We start from the raw sequence: 15,056 nt of genomic DNA, 5'->3' as shown, positions 1-15,056 counted from the left end.
CCTGTCTCGTTTAACCCTCCGTTTTGTCTGATCTTTTTTATTTTGTCCGTTTTGGAACGCATCTTGCCTATGGGCATGAGGAGGCGACACCTGTTATGAATTTCTCATTGCACTTCGACCACGGATCCAAGTCCATCGAACTACCCGACCACCTCACCGTGGACGTGTTGTCTCCCGTTTCCCCTCCGCTTCTGGAGGACCCCGCCAAGTCCCTGAAGGACTGTCTCGCCAACTGCGAGGCCGCCCGTTTCGAGGGCCTGGCCGCGCCGAAAAGCGTCGCCATCGCCGTGCCGGACGAAACCCGGCCCTTCCCCACGAGCGAACTCCTGCCCGTGCTGGTGGACCATGTGCTGTCCCGCTGGCCAGAGCTTTCGGCCGAAAGCATCACCGTGCACGTGGGCGGCGGACTGCATCCGCCCATGGATGAGGAAGGCCTGGCCCAGCTGGTGCCGCCCGAAATCCGGCGCGGAGTGAAGGTCGTGCCCCACGACGCCAAGAACGACCCCCTGGCGGACCTGGGCGTGACCTCGCGCGGCACCCCCGTGCAGATCAGCAAGGCCTACGCCGAGGCCGACCTGCGGCTGGTCATGGGCCAGGTGGACCCGCACCAGTTCGCGGGCTTCACCGGCGGCGCCAAGGGCGTGTGCGTGGGCCTGGCCGGGCCGGAGATGATCCGCCGCAACCACTCCATGCTCATCCAGGAGCGCGCCCTGCCCGGCGTGCTCGCCGACAACCCCGTGCGCCAGGACCTGAACGAGGCCGGGGACATGGTGGGCATCCATCTGGTGGTCAACGTGGTCAACGGCCCGGACAAGCGTCCGGTCTGGCTGGGCGCGAACACCCACCGCGAGCTGCTCGCCGAGGCCAGCAAGGTCTGCGCCTCGGTCTTCGGCGTGGAGCTGGACGCGCCCTACGACATCGTCATCGCCTCCTGCGGGGGCTACCCCAAGGACATCTGCCTCTACCAGTCGCAGAAGGGCATGTTCAACGCGGCCATGGCCGCCGCCCCCCATGGCAAGATTCTACTCCTGGCCGCCTGCCCCCAGGGCATCGGCGACGAGGCTTTCGAGGAATACGCCGCCCAGTTCGACAGCATGGAGGCCATGGGCGAGGAATTCCTCAATCGCGAGTTCAAGGTGGGAGCCCACAAGGGCTACCTCTTCAGCTGCAGCACCAGAGGCCGCGAGGTGGTGCTGGATACGGAAATGGATCCCAAGGCATTGTCCCGTTGCCATCTGGCGTCCGGTTCCGCGCAGGAAACCCTCCAGCGCTGGACCGCGAACCTGCCCGAGGGCGCGCGGGTTGCTGTGGTGCCGCACGCGAACACCACATTTTTTCATTATGGTGACGCGCACGCCTAGCGTGCGCTGCTTTGCAACATTCAAAGGAGGAAAAGATGATTCAGTTCCTGGTCCATGAGAAAGCCGACTCCGTCGGCGTGGCTACTGTGGACATCAAAGCCGGGGAGACGGCCAAGGGCCTGTACATGGACTCCCAGAACGCAGTTGAAGTCAAGGCTCTGGACGACATCCCGCTGGGCCACAAGATCGCCATGGGCCCCATGAAGGAAGGCGACACGGTCCTCAAGTACGGCCACGACATCGGTGTTGTGACCGCTGCTTTCGAGAAGGGCGCCCATGTCCACATCCAGAACCTGAAAACCAAGAGGTGGTAGTATAATGAGCCTGGGTAAAGTTATCGGATACCGTAGAGAGAACGGCCGCGTGGGCATCCGCAACCACGTCGCCATCCTGGCCCTGGACGACCTGTCCAACGCCGCCTGCGAGGCCGTTGCCAACAACGTCAAGGGCTGCCTGGCCCTGCCTCACGCTTACGGCCGCCTGCAGTTCGGCGAGGACCTGATGCTGACCTTCAGGACCCTCATCGGCCTGGGCTCCAACCCCAACGTGGCCGCCTGCGTGGTCATCGGCATCGAGCCCGAGTGGACCAAGATCATCACCGACGGCATCGCCAAGACCGGCAAGCCCGTCGAAGGTTTCTCCATTGAGCGCAACGGCGACCACCAGACCATCGCCGACGCCAGCCGCAAGGCCAAGGAATACCTGCAGTGGGCCACCGAGCTGCAGACCGAAGAAGTGGAGATGTCCGAGATCTGGATCTCCGTGAAGTGCGGCGAGTCCGACACCACCTCCGGCCTGGCCTCCTGCCCCACCGTGGGTAACGTCCTGGACAAGCACGTCGAGAACGGCGGTACCGCCCTGTTCGGCGAGACCAGCGAGCTGACCGGCGCCGAGATGGTCTGCAAGGAGCGCGGCGCCACCAAGGAAGCCGGCGAGAAGTTCCTCAAGACCTGGACCGAGTACGACGCCTTCATCAAGGAATTCAAGACCGACAGCCTGTCCGGCTCCCAGCCCACCAAGGGCAACATCCGCGGCGGTCTGACCACCATCGAGGAAAAGGCCTTCGGCAACCTGCAGAAGATCGGCAAGAAGTGCATGTACCAGGATGTCCTGGAGCCCGCCGAGGCCCCCAAGGGCCCGGGCCTGTGGTTCATGGACTCCTCCTCCGCCGCCGCCGAGATGGTCACCCTGGCCGCCGCCGCCGGCTACGTCGTGCACCTGTTCCCCACGGGCCAGGGCAACATCATCGGCAACCCCATCGAGCCGGTGATCAAGCTCTCCGCCAACCCGCTGACCTGCAAGACCATGAGCGAGCACATCGACTACGACTGCTCGGGCATCCTTCGCGGCGAGCTGACCCTGGACCAGGCCGGTGACGAGCTCATCGACATGGTCAAGCGCACCTGCAAGGGCCGCCTGACCGCCGCCGAGGCCCTGGGCCACCGCGAGCTGGTCATCACCAAGCTCTACCGCAGCGCGTAAGCCGTCACCCTCTAGACGAGGGAGATGCACAAAACAATGGACCGGGGCATTCTGCCCCGGTCCAATAAAGCAGGAGTGGCAAGTATGAAGAAGATTCTGATCCTGGCCGCCTTCGCGATCGGATTGCTCATCTCGGCGTATCCGGCCATGGCCGCCGACTACCCCAGCGAACCCATCACCTACTGCATTCCCTTCAATCCCGGCGGACAGTCCGACCTGGAAGCCCGCCGCCAACAGCCCCTGCTCGAGAAAGCCCTGGGCCAAAAGATCCTCATCCAGTACAAGCCCGGCGGCGGTGGTTCCGTGGGCTGGACTGACCTGATGAACCAGAAGCCCAACGGCTACTACATCTCGGGCATCAACGTCCCGCACATCATCCTGCAGCCTCTGGCGCGCGGCAATGCGGGTTACGAGACCGAGAAGATCACGCCCATCGCCATCTTCCAGACCACGCCCATCGGGCTGGCCGTCCTCAAGGATTCTCCCTTCAAGACCCTTGATGACCTTATCAAGTACGCCAAGGCCAATCCCGGCGCCGTGGTGGTTGGCGGCTCCGGCACCTGGAGCGGCCACCACATCGCCAACCTGCAGCTGCAGGACATGGCCGGCATCCAGATGACCTACGTGCCCCACAAGGGCGCGGCTCCGTCCGTCGCCGCCTTCCTGGGCGGCCATGTGCAGGCCATGTGGGCCAACTCCAACGACCTGGTCCAGCACGCCGACAAGCTGCGAGTGCTGGCCTTCGGCACGAAGAAGCCCTTCTTCGCCATGCCGGACGTGCCGACCTTCGAGAGCCTGGGCTACAAGCTCTACGCCGCCATCGACCGCGGCGCCGGTGCTCCGCCGGACACCCCGGCTGATCGCATCAAGGTCCTCGAGACCGCTTTCAAGAGCATCGTCGACAACCCCGAAGTCCAGGCCCAGATGAAGAGGGACGGTTTCGTGCCCGTCTTCATGAACAGCCAGGAAACCAAGGACTACATCGCGGAAATGACCGCCCAGTGGGCGCCTGTCGTGAAGAAGTTCAAAAAGTAGATCGATCCTCCTCCATGAAATAGGGGGAGGCGGGGACGACCCGCCTCCCCCGCACGGACAACCGCACATCTGCACGGAGCCGCAATGTTTGAGTATCTGTTGGACGGGTTGTTTCAGGTTTTCCACCTGATGAACTTCCTGTTCCTGTTCATCGGCGTTTTCGCCGGTATCGTCTTCGGAGCCCTGCCAGGCCTGACGGCGACGATGGGTCTGGCGCTTCTGGTGCCATTCACCTTCACCATGACCCCAGCCGCTGGCCTGATCATGCTGGCCGGCATCTACGTGGGCGCCATGTATGGGGATGCGATTCCCGCCATCCTCATCAACACCCCGGGCACCCCTGCGGCCATCGCCACGACTTTCGACGGGTTCCCCCTGTCCCAGAAGGGCATGGCCCAGCACGCCCTGGTGGCCGCCGCCGTGGCCTCGTCCTTCGGCAGCTTCGTGGCCAACATCGTCCTGGCCACCTGCGCGCCGCCGCTGGCCCAGGCTTCCCTGAAATTCGGCCCCCCCGAGTATTTTTGGCTTGGCGTCTTTGGTCTGACCATTATCTCGACACTGTCTACCGGTTCGGTGCTCAAGGGCTTTTTGGCCGGCTCCGTGGGCCTCTTGCTGTCCACCGTGGGCATGGCGCCCATCGGCGGCGACGTGCGCCTGACCTTCGGGTCCACGGAAATGCAGGCCGGCATCCAGCTCATCGTGGCCCTCATCGGCTTCTTCTGTCTGCCTGAGATCCTGTCCAGCGTCATCGGCCAGCGCCAGTCCAACTACAGCGAAGAGCGCGTCACCCCCAAGCTCTCCGTGATCATCGACACCATCGTCTACCTCATCAAGCAGCCCGTCTTGATGTTCCGCTCCTCGGCCATCGGCTGCGTGGTGGGCTTCGCCCCGGGCGCCGGCGGCAACATCGCCAGCATGGTCTCCTACAACGAGGCCTGCCGCTGGGACAAGCACCCCGAGGAATTCGGCAAGGGAACCCTCAAGGGCGTGGCCGCCAGCGAATCCGCCAACTCGGCCATGGCTCCCGGCTCCCTGATCCCGCTGTTGACCCTGGGCATCCCCGGTTCGCCCCCGGCGGCCGTCATCCTGGGCGCCCTGATGCTGCACGGCATGCGCCCCGGCGCCGAGCTGTTCACGGTCCACGCGGGCGTGGTCTACGCCTTCATCATGGCGCTGCTGGTGGCCGCCGTGCTGGTGACCATCATCGGCTCCTTCGGCTCCTTCTTCTTCGCCCGGATCATCAACATCCCGTCGAAGATCCTGGCCCCGACCATCATCTTCATGACCGTGCTCGGGTCCTACGCCATCCGCAACAACATCGTGGACGTCTGGATCATGTTCGTCTTCGGCATCGTGGGCTTCATCTCCAACAAGCTGAAGTTCCACCCCGCGCCCATCGTCCTGGGCCTGATCCTCGGACCCTTTGTCGAGGAAGGCCTCGTGCAGTCCATCCTGGGCGGCCACGCGGCCGGCGGCATCGTGCCCTACATGACCATGCGGCCCATCAGCGGCATTCTCATCGCCCTGTCGGTGATGTCCCTGTTCTGGCCCGTGTTCGCCTGGTGGCGCGCCAAAAAGTCCAAGGCCTGCGGCTGCAACGCCGGCCAGACCACCGAGGAGGCGTAGCCGTATGTTGAACTCCGATCTCTTAGTCGGCTCCGGATCCCTGATCCTGGCCGCCATCGCCTACTTCGTCACCCGCGACCTCTCCAGGCTGGGCGGGGTATTCGTCAACTTCACCCTCTGGGCCATGGTCATCCTGGGCGTCCTGGAAGTGCTCAAGGGCTTCATCAAGCCCGAACGCATCACCTTCTTCGAGTCCAAGGGCGAGCGAGACAACATCATCATCGGCCTCTGCATCCTGGGCGGCTACCTGGTGTTGTTGCCCCTGGTGGGCTTCTTGCCCTCCAGCCTGTTGGCCTTCGTGGTCATGAACCTCTACCTCAGCGACGTGAAGCTCTCCCAGAAGGAGATCTTCAAATCCGTCGCTCTGGCCGTGGTGATCGTGGCGGCCTTCTACTTGGTCTTCAGCCAGGTCCTGGAAGTTCCGCTGCCCAAAGGCATGCTCTTCGCCGAATAGGAAAAGACATGCCCCACTGCCCCTTTGACCAGATACTGCGCATCGCCCGGCGGACCCGCTCGGCCATCGCCTGCTGCAGCGTCTACAACCTGGAGAGCATCCAGGGAGTGATCGCGGCGGCGGAGGAAAAGCGGGCCCCGGTGATGCTCTCCGTGGGCAACGAGGCCGTGGAGCACTCCGGACTCTCGGCCCTGGGCCGGGCCGCCATGCGCGCGGCCGAGGAATCCCGGATTCCGGCCCTGGCCCATCTGAACCATGGGCGCAGCCTGGACATCGTGCTCCAGGCCCTGGACCAGGGCTTCAAGTCCGTGATGTTCGACGGCTCTCGCCTGGCCCCGGAGGACAACGTCCTGCACACTCGCTACGCCGTGCGGCTGGCGCACGAGGCAGGCGCGGTCATAGAGGGAGAAATCGGCCCCCTGCCGGGGGTCAAGAATCAGGACGGCCCGGTCATGGAGGATCTCCTCGACCGGGCCCTGTCCTTTGTGCGCGAGACCAGGGTGGACATCCTGGCCGTGTCCGTTCCCCAGGGCGGCCTGGCCGACCCCAAGGACGTGGGACGCCTGGCCAAGGCCCTGCCCGTTCCCCTGTGCATCCACAGGGGCAGCAGGCTCGGCCCCAAGGGCGCGGCTCTCATGGCCTCCGAGGGAGCCTTGAAGATAAACTTCCACACCGAGATCAAGGTCGCCATGTACCGAGGCCTTCTGGAGGACACCTCGGACGCCCTGACCATGAACCACAACGCCAGGGCCGCCCTGGCGGCCATGGTCCGGGAGAAGATCGACGACCTGGGAGGCACCGGCTCGGCCGCCTGACTCCCGCTCGTCCCGGCAACGCAAGAAAGCCCCCAGGTCCCTAGCGGACCCGGGGGCATGCTTGTTTATGGGGCCCGGCTCTATTCCTTGGAGCTGTCGGCCAGATCGGCCAGCTCGGCCAAGCGGTCGTTGACGCGCCGGTAGAGCGTGTTCTTGGGGAAGGTGCCCGTGGCCGTGCGCTTGCCCGCGGGCAGGCCGGTGAGCAGTTCCATGGCCTGCTCCACGCTGGTCACGGGATAGATGTGGAACTCGCCCCTGGCCACGGCCTCGCAGACCTCGTCGCTGAGCATCAGATGCTCCACGTTGTCCCGGGGCACGATGACGCCCTGGGTGCCGGACAGGCCGCGGCGCTTGCAGATCCTGAAGAAGCCCTCGATCTTGGGCGTCACCCCGCCCACGGCCATGATGGCCCCGGACTGGCTCACTGCGCCGGTGAAGGCCAGGGACAAGTCTATGGGCGTCTCGGCCAGGGCCGACAGCAGGGCCGCCAGCTCCGCGCCCGAGGCGGAATCACCCTCGATGCCCGCGTAGGACTGCTCGAAGGCCAGGGACCCCGTGAGCACCAGGGGCTTGTCCTGGGCGAAGAGCCTCAGGAGGTAGCTCTTCAGGATCATCATGCCCTTGGTGTGGATGGGCCCGCCCAGCTCGGCCTCGCGCTCCAGGTCGATGATCCCGCCGTGGCCCACGCCCACGGTGCAGGCGATCTGGTGGGTCAGGCCGAACTCGTGGTCCCCGTACATGACCACGGCCAGCCCGTTGGCCCGGCCCACGGCCCGGCCCGAGGTGGAGACCTTGATCAGCTCGCGGTCGTAGTCCGCCAGGAACTCCTCCTCGTAGAGGTTGGCCCTGAACTTGCGGTTGGCCAGGGCCTTGGCCAGGTCCGCGCGGCCCACGGCCCTGCGCCTGGCCTTGCGCGCCAGGGCCGAGGCCTCGATCATCACCTCCCGGGCCAGGGGGAAATGCAGGGACAGGCGCTTCTGGTCCTCGGCCATGCGCGAGCCGTGGTCCACCAGCCCGGCCAGGGCCTCGCGGTCGAATGGCAGCAGGTCCGCCGCGCGGATCATGGCCCCCAGGGAGAGCACGTAGTGGCCGATGTTGGCCGCTGTGCGCGGCACGCTGTCCTGCATGTGGGCCTTGAGCTTGAAGAGCTTGGGAAAACGGTCGTCCAACTCCAGGAGCGCCTCGTAGACCGCGTCCGTGCCCACCAGGACCACGCGCACATCCAGGGGGATGGGCTCGGGCCGGATGGTGCGGGCCCGGGAATGCTCCTGGCCGTCCCCGGGGTCCTCGACCCTGGCGCGGCCCGAGCGCAGGGCTCGGAGCAGCCCGTCCCAGGCCTCGGGGTTGGCGAAGAGGTCCTCCATCCTGAGCACCAGGAAGCCGCCGCTGGCCTTGTGCAGGGCCCCGGCCTTGATCAGGGAGAAGTCCGTGTACAGGGCGCCCATCTCGGCCTCGCGCTCGATGCAGCCCAGCAGGTTGGTCACCGTGGGATGGTCCTCGATGACGATAGGCGCGCCCTGGGTGCAGCAGTTGTCCACGAAGCGGTTCACGGTGTAGCGCGTGAAGAAGTCGTCGCCGGCCGTGGGGTCCAGGTGCCCCAGGACCGCAGCCGCGCCGCCGTCGTCCAGGGCCATGAAATTGTCCATGTGCTCCAGGATGTCCTTGGACAGGGCCTTCAGATAGCCGCTCATGGCCTTGTGGCGGCGGAACTCCTTGACCAGGGGCCCCAGGTGCCTGTCCACCAGGTCCGCGAGCACGGAATGCTCCAGGGACCGTTGGTCCTCCTGGAAATCCTGCTCCTCCTTGGAGATGCGCCGAAGGGACTGGGACATGTCCGCGAGAATCACGTCCCCGCGCTGCTTCAGGGTCTTGCGCAGCTCGGGCTCCAGGCGGTCGTAGTCCGCCTCGGAGATGACCTTGCCCTCCACCAGGGGATAGAGGGTCATGCCGCCCTGCTCGTCCATGTCCAGCTCGAAGCCCTGCTTGGAGGCCTTCTTCTCCATGGAGCGGATGAGGTCCTCGCGGCGGTCGGAAAAGCCCCGGGCCAGCTTCTCGCGCTTCTTCACGAAGGCGTCCTCGTCCAGGAGCTTGGGCATATCGCGGCGCACGGCGGCCACGGCGCGGTCCAGGGTCTTCTTGATGTGCTTGCCGCGGCCCGCGGGCACGGCCATCAGCCGCGGCCTGTCCGCGTCCAGGAAATTGTGCACGTAGAGCAGGTCGTCGGGCACGGGCATGCGCGCGGCCCGGGGCCCGAGGAAGCTGGTCACCAGATAGGTGCGGCCCAGGTTCGGGTCACCGGCCACGAAGACGTTGAACCCGGGGTCGTCGATGTCCAGGCCGGTTTCCAGGGCCATGAGCGCCCGGGGCTGGATCCCGTGGGCGGCGGGGCGCTCGGGAATCTTCGTGCTGTCGGCGTAGTGAATGCGGCTCGCGGGCAGGGTGGCGCGGAGCCTGTGGACGGGCAGGGCTTTGGGCTTGGGCATGCGTCTCCTCTCGTTGTGGGTGGGCCGAGTGTACGTGCGCGGCCCGGGTTTGTCACCAGGGCCGTAGCCGCCAAATGCAGACGGGCCAACGCAGGAAAACAACCTTTCCGTCATCTGGCGCCACGCGTTCGCCACGCTCTTGCGACACGACGGGCGTAGCACCCGGAAAACAGCGGATGGCCGGGGCGGCTTGCGATGATGCGGCGGCCGCCCCCCTGGCCACCCGCCCGGGGAGAACTACATGACGCGATCCGCACTGCGCTGCGACCTGCACGTCCATTCCAAGCATTCCCAGCGGCCCTCGGAATGGATCCTCCAGAAAATCGGCTGCTCCGAATCCTACACCGAACCAAAAGCCCTCTACGACATAGCCCGCCGCCGGGGCATGGACCTGGTGACCATCACGGACCACAACGTGCTGGACGGCAGCCTGGAAATCGCCCATCTGCCCGGCACCTTCGTCAGCGAGGAGATCACCACCTATTTCCCCGAGGACAGCTGCAAGGCCCACGTCCTGGCCTGGGACATCACCGAGGCCCAGCACGAGGACATCACCCGGGCCCGGGAGAACATCTACGACCTCACGGCCTACCTGCGCCAAGAGAACGTGGTCCACGCCGTGGCCCACCCCATGTTCGACATGAACAGCCGCCTGACCCCGGAGCATTTCGAGAAGATGCTCCTCTTGTTCAGGAACTTCGAGCTCAACGGCTCGCGGGACCACTCGCCCAACGAGACCATCCGGCTCATAGCGAAGCGCCTCACCGAGGACGACGTCGTCTTCCTGGCCGAACGCCACAACATGGCCCCGGCCATGGAGCGGGCCTGGGAAAAGGGCCTGGTCTCCGGGTCCGACGACCACTCCTCCCTGAACATCGCCCGCAGCCACACCAGGGTCCGGGACGTTCAAGACGCGGACGGCTTCCTGGCGGCCCTGGCCCGGGGCGAGGGCGAACCCGAGCAGGTCCCGGCCCGCCCCGCCACCATGGCCCACAACCTCTATTCCATCGCCTACCAGTTCTACGCCCACAAGTTCGGCCTCAAGGCCATGGTGGGCAAGGATCTGCTCCTGCGTTTCATGGACCGGGCCCTGACCCTCAGGGCCCCGGAGCCGCGCAACCGCATCTCCGCGCGCTTCCAGGATCTGGTCTCCCACCTGCGCGCGGCCTCGACCCTGCGCTCGCGGCCCAAGGCCCTCAAGGACCTCCTGCAACGCGAGGCCCTGGAGCTGGTCTGGGACGACAAGAGCCTGGTGTCGGGACTGGACGGGCGCGAGGACCAGCCCTGGCAGGCCGAGAAGGACTGGTCCGACTTCGTGGACCGGGCCGGGGAAAAGGTGCTCAAGCATTTCGCGGACACCATCCTCACCAGCCTGGGCGGGGCCGACGTCTTCGACCTGTTCAAGGCCGTGGGCTCGGCCGGTTCGTCCTACATCCTGCTGGCGCCCTACATGGTGGCCTACAACCTCTACGCCCGCGACCGCGTGTTCAGCCGCACCTGCCTGGAGCGCTTCATGCGCCGCCGGGGCGCGGCCCCGCGCCGCCGCCCCATGCGCCTGGCCCATTTCACGGACACCTACCTGGAGATGAACGGGGTGGCCATGACCCTGCGCGCCCAGGTGGAGGCCGCGCGCAAGAACAACAAGGACCTCACCGTGGTCACCTGCTACCCCGAGGCCGACGCGCCCCAGGGCGCGGAGCGCGAGGGGGTCAGGAACTTCGAGCCCATCGGCTCCTTCGAGATCCCCGAATATCCCGAGCTGACCCTGCGCTACCCGCCGCTTTTGAAGATGCTGGAATGGTGCTTCGAGGCCGGGGCCACCCACATCCACGCGGCCACCCCCGGCCCCGTTGGCCTGGCCGGGCTGGCCTGCGCCAAGATCCTGGGCCTGCCCCTGCACAGCACCTACCACACGGCCTTCCCGCAGTACGCCAGCGCGCTCACGGGCGACGCGGCCATGGAGGAGGGCATGTGGCGCTACATGGTCTGGTTCTCCAACCTCTCGGACGTGGTCTACGCCCCATCCTCGGCCATGGCCCACGAGCTCATGGACAAGGGCGTGGACCGCAAGCGCGTGGCCCTGTACCCGCGCGGGGTGGACGTGGAACGCTTCCATCCCGCCCGCCGCAACGGGTTCTTCCAGTCCCATTACGGCCTGGAAGCCGCCGAATTCAAGTTCCTGTACGTGGGGCGCGTGTCCAGGGAAAAGAACCTCGACGTCCTGGCCCGGGCCTTCAAGGACCTGTGCGCCAAACGCCCGGGCGTGCGCCTGGTGGTGGTGGGCAAGGGCCCCTACCTGGAGGAGATGCGCACGGAGCTGTCCGGGTTCCCGGCCACCTTCACCGGCCCGCTCATGGGCGACGACCTGGCCGCGGCCTACGCCTCGTCCGACGCCTTCGTGTTCCCGTCCACCACGGACACCTTCGGCAACGTGGTCCTGGAGGCCCAGGCCTCGGGCCTGCCCGTCATCGTCACGGACCAGGGCGGGCCGCAGGAGAACCTGGTCCCCGGGATCACGGGGTTCGTGGTGCCCGACGGGGAAGCCCGCCACTTCGAGCGCGCCATGCAGACCCTGGCCGACGATCCCGAACGGGTCCAGGCCATGCGCCGGGCAGCCCGCGACTACATGCAGGGCCGATCCTTCGAGAAGTCCTATCTCCAGCTCTGGGACATGTACCGCGAGGCCTCCCCCTTATAAGCAAGCCGTTGAAAAACAGCGATCGGCTGCGTTGCTGCAAAAAAATCAAACCCTCGTGTACGGGGAGTACACGTCGGCCTTGAATTTTTTTTGCGCCTTGCATCTCACTATTTTTGAACGGCCTGCTCAAAACAATTTTCCATCAATTTGCTAAACAAGACAGCGGATTTCACACAACCGCCACGCGTCCTCCCCACGGCCGCAACACCGATCGACTACGACTCCCGAAATCATCCGCCGCACCGGCGGCCCACCCCGGAGGTGATCCCATGCACCAGGCCCAACCCCTGGACAATCCCTTCAATCTCGACCTGCCCCTGTACCGGCCCGTCAAGGCCGTGATCCAGCCCCCCCTGGAAAAACTCCTCTGCCTGTCCACCCTGGGGTCCCTGTACTCCCAGATTTCCGGGCGCGAAGGCGCGGACTTTCTGAGCGACGTGCTGGACCTGCTCGCCATCCGCGTGGACCTGGCCGAGGGCGACCTGGCCAACATCCCGGCCGCGGGCGGGGCCGTGGTGGTGGCCAACCACCCCTTCGGGGCCATCGAGGGCGTGATCCTGCTCCAGGCGCTCCGCCGCGTACGCCCGGACGTGAAGGTCATGGCCAACCACCTCCTGGGCATGATCCCGGAGATGCGCGACCACATCATCGCCGTGGACCCCTTCGGCAAGGATTCCTCCACCAAACGCAATATTTCCGGCCTCAGGCAGGCCATCCGCTGGGTGCGCGGGGGCGGGCTCCTGGCCGTGTTCCCGGCGGGCGAGGTCTCGTCCCTGCAACTGCGCAAGGCCTCCTTCACGGACCCGCCCTGGAGCAGCTCCGTGGGCAGCCTGATCCGCATCGCCAAGGCTCCGGTGGTGCCCGTGCACTTCCAGGGCAAGAACGGCCTGCTCTTCCACCTCCTGGGCCTGATCCACCCGCGCCTGCGCACCGCGCTGCTGCCCCGGGAGATGCTCAACAAACGCTGCCGGGCCGTGCGCCTGGACGTGGGCCGCGCCGTGCCCGTGCAGAAGCTGGAGCGCTTCGAGGACGACGCCAAGCTCACGGAGTTCCTGCGCCTGCGCACCTATCTGCTGCGCGAACGCGGGGCCGGACAGGCCACCGTGGCGGCCCTGCCCGCGGCTGCGGCCAAGGCCCAGGAGCCCGTGGCCCCGTCCTGCGGGCCGGACCTCCTGGAGGCGGAGATCGCGGCCCTGCCCGAATCGTGCAGGCTCCTGATCCAGGGCGACTACACCGTGGTCTGCGCCCGGGGCCGGGACCTGGCCTTCCTGCTGCCCGAGATCGGCCGCCTGCGCGAGGAGAACTTCCGCGAGGTGGGCGAGGGCACGGGCCAGGCCAGGGACCTGGACCGCTTCGACGACTACTACCACCACCTGATCCTCTGGAACGCGGCCGAGCGCGAGATCGCCGGGGCCTACCGCCTGGGCCGGGCCGACGAGATCGCCCGCACCATGGGCGCGCGCGGCCTGTACACCTCCACCCTGTTCAAGTACGACAGGGCCTTTCTCGCGGCCCTGGGCCCCTGCCTGGAACTGGGCCGGGCCTTTGTCGCGGCCAAGTACCGCAAGAACTACAACCCCCTGATGCTGCTCTGGAAGGGCATCGCCCGCTTCGTGCTCATGAGCGGCGACATCCGCACCCTGTTCGGCCCGGTGTCCATCTCCAACGACTACCGGCCCCTGTCCCGGAACATGATGATGCGCTTCCTCTCGGCCCGCCACCGCCTGGACGCGGCCTGGGCCGGTGGAGTCCGCCCCCTGGTCCCGCCGCGCCTGCACACGCGCCTGCCCGGCGGCTTCCGCCTGGGCTCCGTGGCCGCCCTGTGCCCGGACATCGAGGACCTGGGCGCGGCCGTGGCGGACATCGAGGCCGACGGCAAGGGCATCCCCATCCTCCTGCGCCAGTACCTGAAGCTGGGCGGCACGGTGCTGACCTTCAACCTGGACCGGGAATTCGGCGACGCCATCGACGGGCTGATGGTGGTGGACCTGGCCAAGGCCCCGGCCAGGACCCTGGCCCGCTACATGGGCAAGGACGAGGCCGAGGCCTTCATGGCCCGCCACGGGGCGGACGCGGCCACTGCCGCCCGGCCTGCGGCCTGACGAGCCCCTTTCCGACGATCCTTTGGCGCCGCGGGGGCCCCGGGGGGCCCAAAAGGCCGCGCTTGGTGATCGGCCCCGCATGTGCTACCTTCCCCGGGCAAACGACCCAAGGAGGCCCACGGCACATGTCGTCGAGATGGATCCGCAACAAACTCCCGGAATTCGTGCGTGACGTGACGCGCGATTTCTGCCTCATCAGCCGCGAGCTGGAGCGGGAGTTCCGTCATTTCGACCGCAACGGGCATGTGGACTTCACGGCCCTGAACAATCTTCTGGGCCAGGAAATGAACAAGGGCCTTCTCTGGCGCCTGAAGGACACGGCCCACGTGCTGTTCAAGAGCGACGCCTCGCCCGGGGTGGGCCTTTTGGGCCAGTTCCTGGACTGGAGCTTCGGCTACATCTTCCACGACGCCATAAAGCTCAAGGAAGACGCCTACCAGCAGCAGAACTACGCGCCCTGGTTCCGGCAGCTGCAGAGCCGGGAGCTCTCGGGCGCGGACCGCACCTTCAGCCGCGACCTGTTCGAGGTCCTGGACCAGACCCAGGAAAGCATCCAGCGCGAGGTGAACCGGATCCGCTTTTTGCTCTACAACTGCCGGGCCCTGTTCACGGAGTATCTGCCCATACACAGCGACAACGAACTTCTGGCCCGCTTCCTGTTCGCGCAGAACGACCTGGTGCGCGAGGTCTTCGGGGACGGCTATCCCCGTCTCGTGGCCCGGATCTACGGCGACGCCCAGCACCGCCTGCCGCTGCTCGCGGCCCGCAGCCTGCGGCGCGGCGGCTGGCGCGAAGACGCGGCCAAGGCCCTGGAAGAGGCCGAACGCCTAAGCCCCCAGGACCAGGGCGTGCAACTCGAACGCAAGCGCCAGGCCCTGGCCGGCTCCCTGTAACACCCAGGCCCCGTGCCTTCCCCGGACCCGCCCCCGCGCCCGGGGACGGGCCCTGATTTTCGTTTGACGCGGGGACGCTTTTTGATACGGAATTTTGTGCGGCGGCA

Annotated in this window: 11 protein-coding genes; 10 read left to right on the top strand and 1 reads right to left on the bottom strand. The window is 66.4% G+C overall.

Features of this window, described 5'->3' with window-relative positions; genetic code table 11:
• The first annotated feature begins 95 nt into the window (after window positions 1–95).
• The 7 genes from larAH5 to ACYYG1_RS08290 all read left to right on the top strand — a co-directional run bounded on the left by larAH5 (window position 96) and on the right by ACYYG1_RS08290 (window position 6,773).
• Entirely contained in the window at window positions 96–1,361 is a 1,266-nt protein-coding gene (gene larAH5, locus ACYYG1_RS08320; RefSeq protein ID WP_461209838.1) for a nickel-dependent malate racemase, LarAH5 family, read from the top strand.
• Window positions 1,362–1,396: 35 nt separating this feature from the next.
• On the top strand, window positions 1,397–1,675 hold the full coding sequence (locus ACYYG1_RS08315; protein ID WP_461209837.1) for a UxaA family hydrolase: 279 nt from the start codon (window positions 1,397–1,399) through the stop codon (window positions 1,673–1,675).
• Between the two features lie 4 nt (window positions 1,676–1,679).
• Window positions 1,680–2,843, top strand: coding sequence for a UxaA family hydrolase (locus ACYYG1_RS08310; protein WP_461209836.1), 1,164 nt, complete (start codon window positions 1,680–1,682; stop codon window positions 2,841–2,843).
• Window positions 2,844–2,927: 84 nt separating this feature from the next.
• A complete protein-coding gene (locus ACYYG1_RS08305) occupies window positions 2,928–3,878 on the top strand; it encodes a Bug family tripartite tricarboxylate transporter substrate binding protein (protein ID WP_461209835.1) in 951 nt (316 codons plus the stop codon).
• 84 nt (window positions 3,879–3,962) lie between these two features.
• Complete coding sequence (locus tag ACYYG1_RS08300; RefSeq protein WP_461209834.1) at window positions 3,963–5,504, top strand: tripartite tricarboxylate transporter permease; 1,542 nt, start codon at window positions 3,963–3,965, stop codon at window positions 5,502–5,504.
• A gap of 4 nt (window positions 5,505–5,508) precedes the next feature.
• Window positions 5,509–5,958 carry a tripartite tricarboxylate transporter TctB family protein gene (locus tag ACYYG1_RS08295; RefSeq protein ID WP_461209833.1) on the top strand — a complete coding sequence of 150 codons (450 nt, stop codon included), beginning with the start codon at window positions 5,509–5,511 and terminating at the stop codon, window positions 5,956–5,958.
• A gap of 8 nt (window positions 5,959–5,966) precedes the next feature.
• Window positions 5,967–6,773 (top strand): class II fructose-bisphosphate aldolase, encoded by an 807-nt coding sequence (locus ACYYG1_RS08290; protein WP_461209832.1) that lies wholly within the window; start codon window positions 5,967–5,969, stop codon window positions 6,771–6,773.
• A gap of 80 nt (window positions 6,774–6,853) precedes the next feature.
• Here ACYYG1_RS08290 and ACYYG1_RS08285 read toward each other — a convergent pair whose 3' ends face one another.
• The gene (locus ACYYG1_RS08285; RefSeq protein ID WP_461209831.1) at window positions 6,854–9,256 is read right to left on the bottom strand and encodes a Lon protease family protein; all 2,403 of its coding nucleotides are present in this window, start codon (window positions 9,254–9,256) and stop codon (window positions 6,854–6,856) included.
• A gap of 241 nt (window positions 9,257–9,497) precedes the next feature.
• Between ACYYG1_RS08285 and ACYYG1_RS08280 the strand changes: the two genes are divergently transcribed.
• The 3 genes from ACYYG1_RS08280 (at window position 9,498) to ACYYG1_RS08270 (ending at window position 14,949) form a co-directional block, all read left to right on the top strand.
• Complete coding sequence (locus tag ACYYG1_RS08280; protein WP_461209830.1) at window positions 9,498–11,954, top strand: glycosyltransferase; 2,457 nt, start codon at window positions 9,498–9,500, stop codon at window positions 11,952–11,954.
• Window positions 11,955–12,223: 269 nt separating this feature from the next.
• Window positions 12,224–14,056, top strand: a complete 1,833-nt coding sequence (locus tag ACYYG1_RS08275; RefSeq protein ID WP_461209829.1) for a bifunctional lysophospholipid acyltransferase family protein/GNAT family N-acetyltransferase — start codon at window positions 12,224–12,226, stop codon at window positions 14,054–14,056.
• A gap of 125 nt (window positions 14,057–14,181) precedes the next feature.
• Window positions 14,182–14,949 (top strand): hypothetical protein, encoded by a 768-nt coding sequence (locus ACYYG1_RS08270; protein WP_461209828.1) that lies wholly within the window; start codon window positions 14,182–14,184, stop codon window positions 14,947–14,949.
• Window positions 14,950–15,056: the final 107 nt, after the last annotated feature.

The organism is Desulfocurvus sp. DL1XJH-121, from assembly GCF_054819825.1.
Note: the sequence above shows the minus strand (reverse complement) of the source record. Positions and strands in the feature narration are given on the sequence as shown.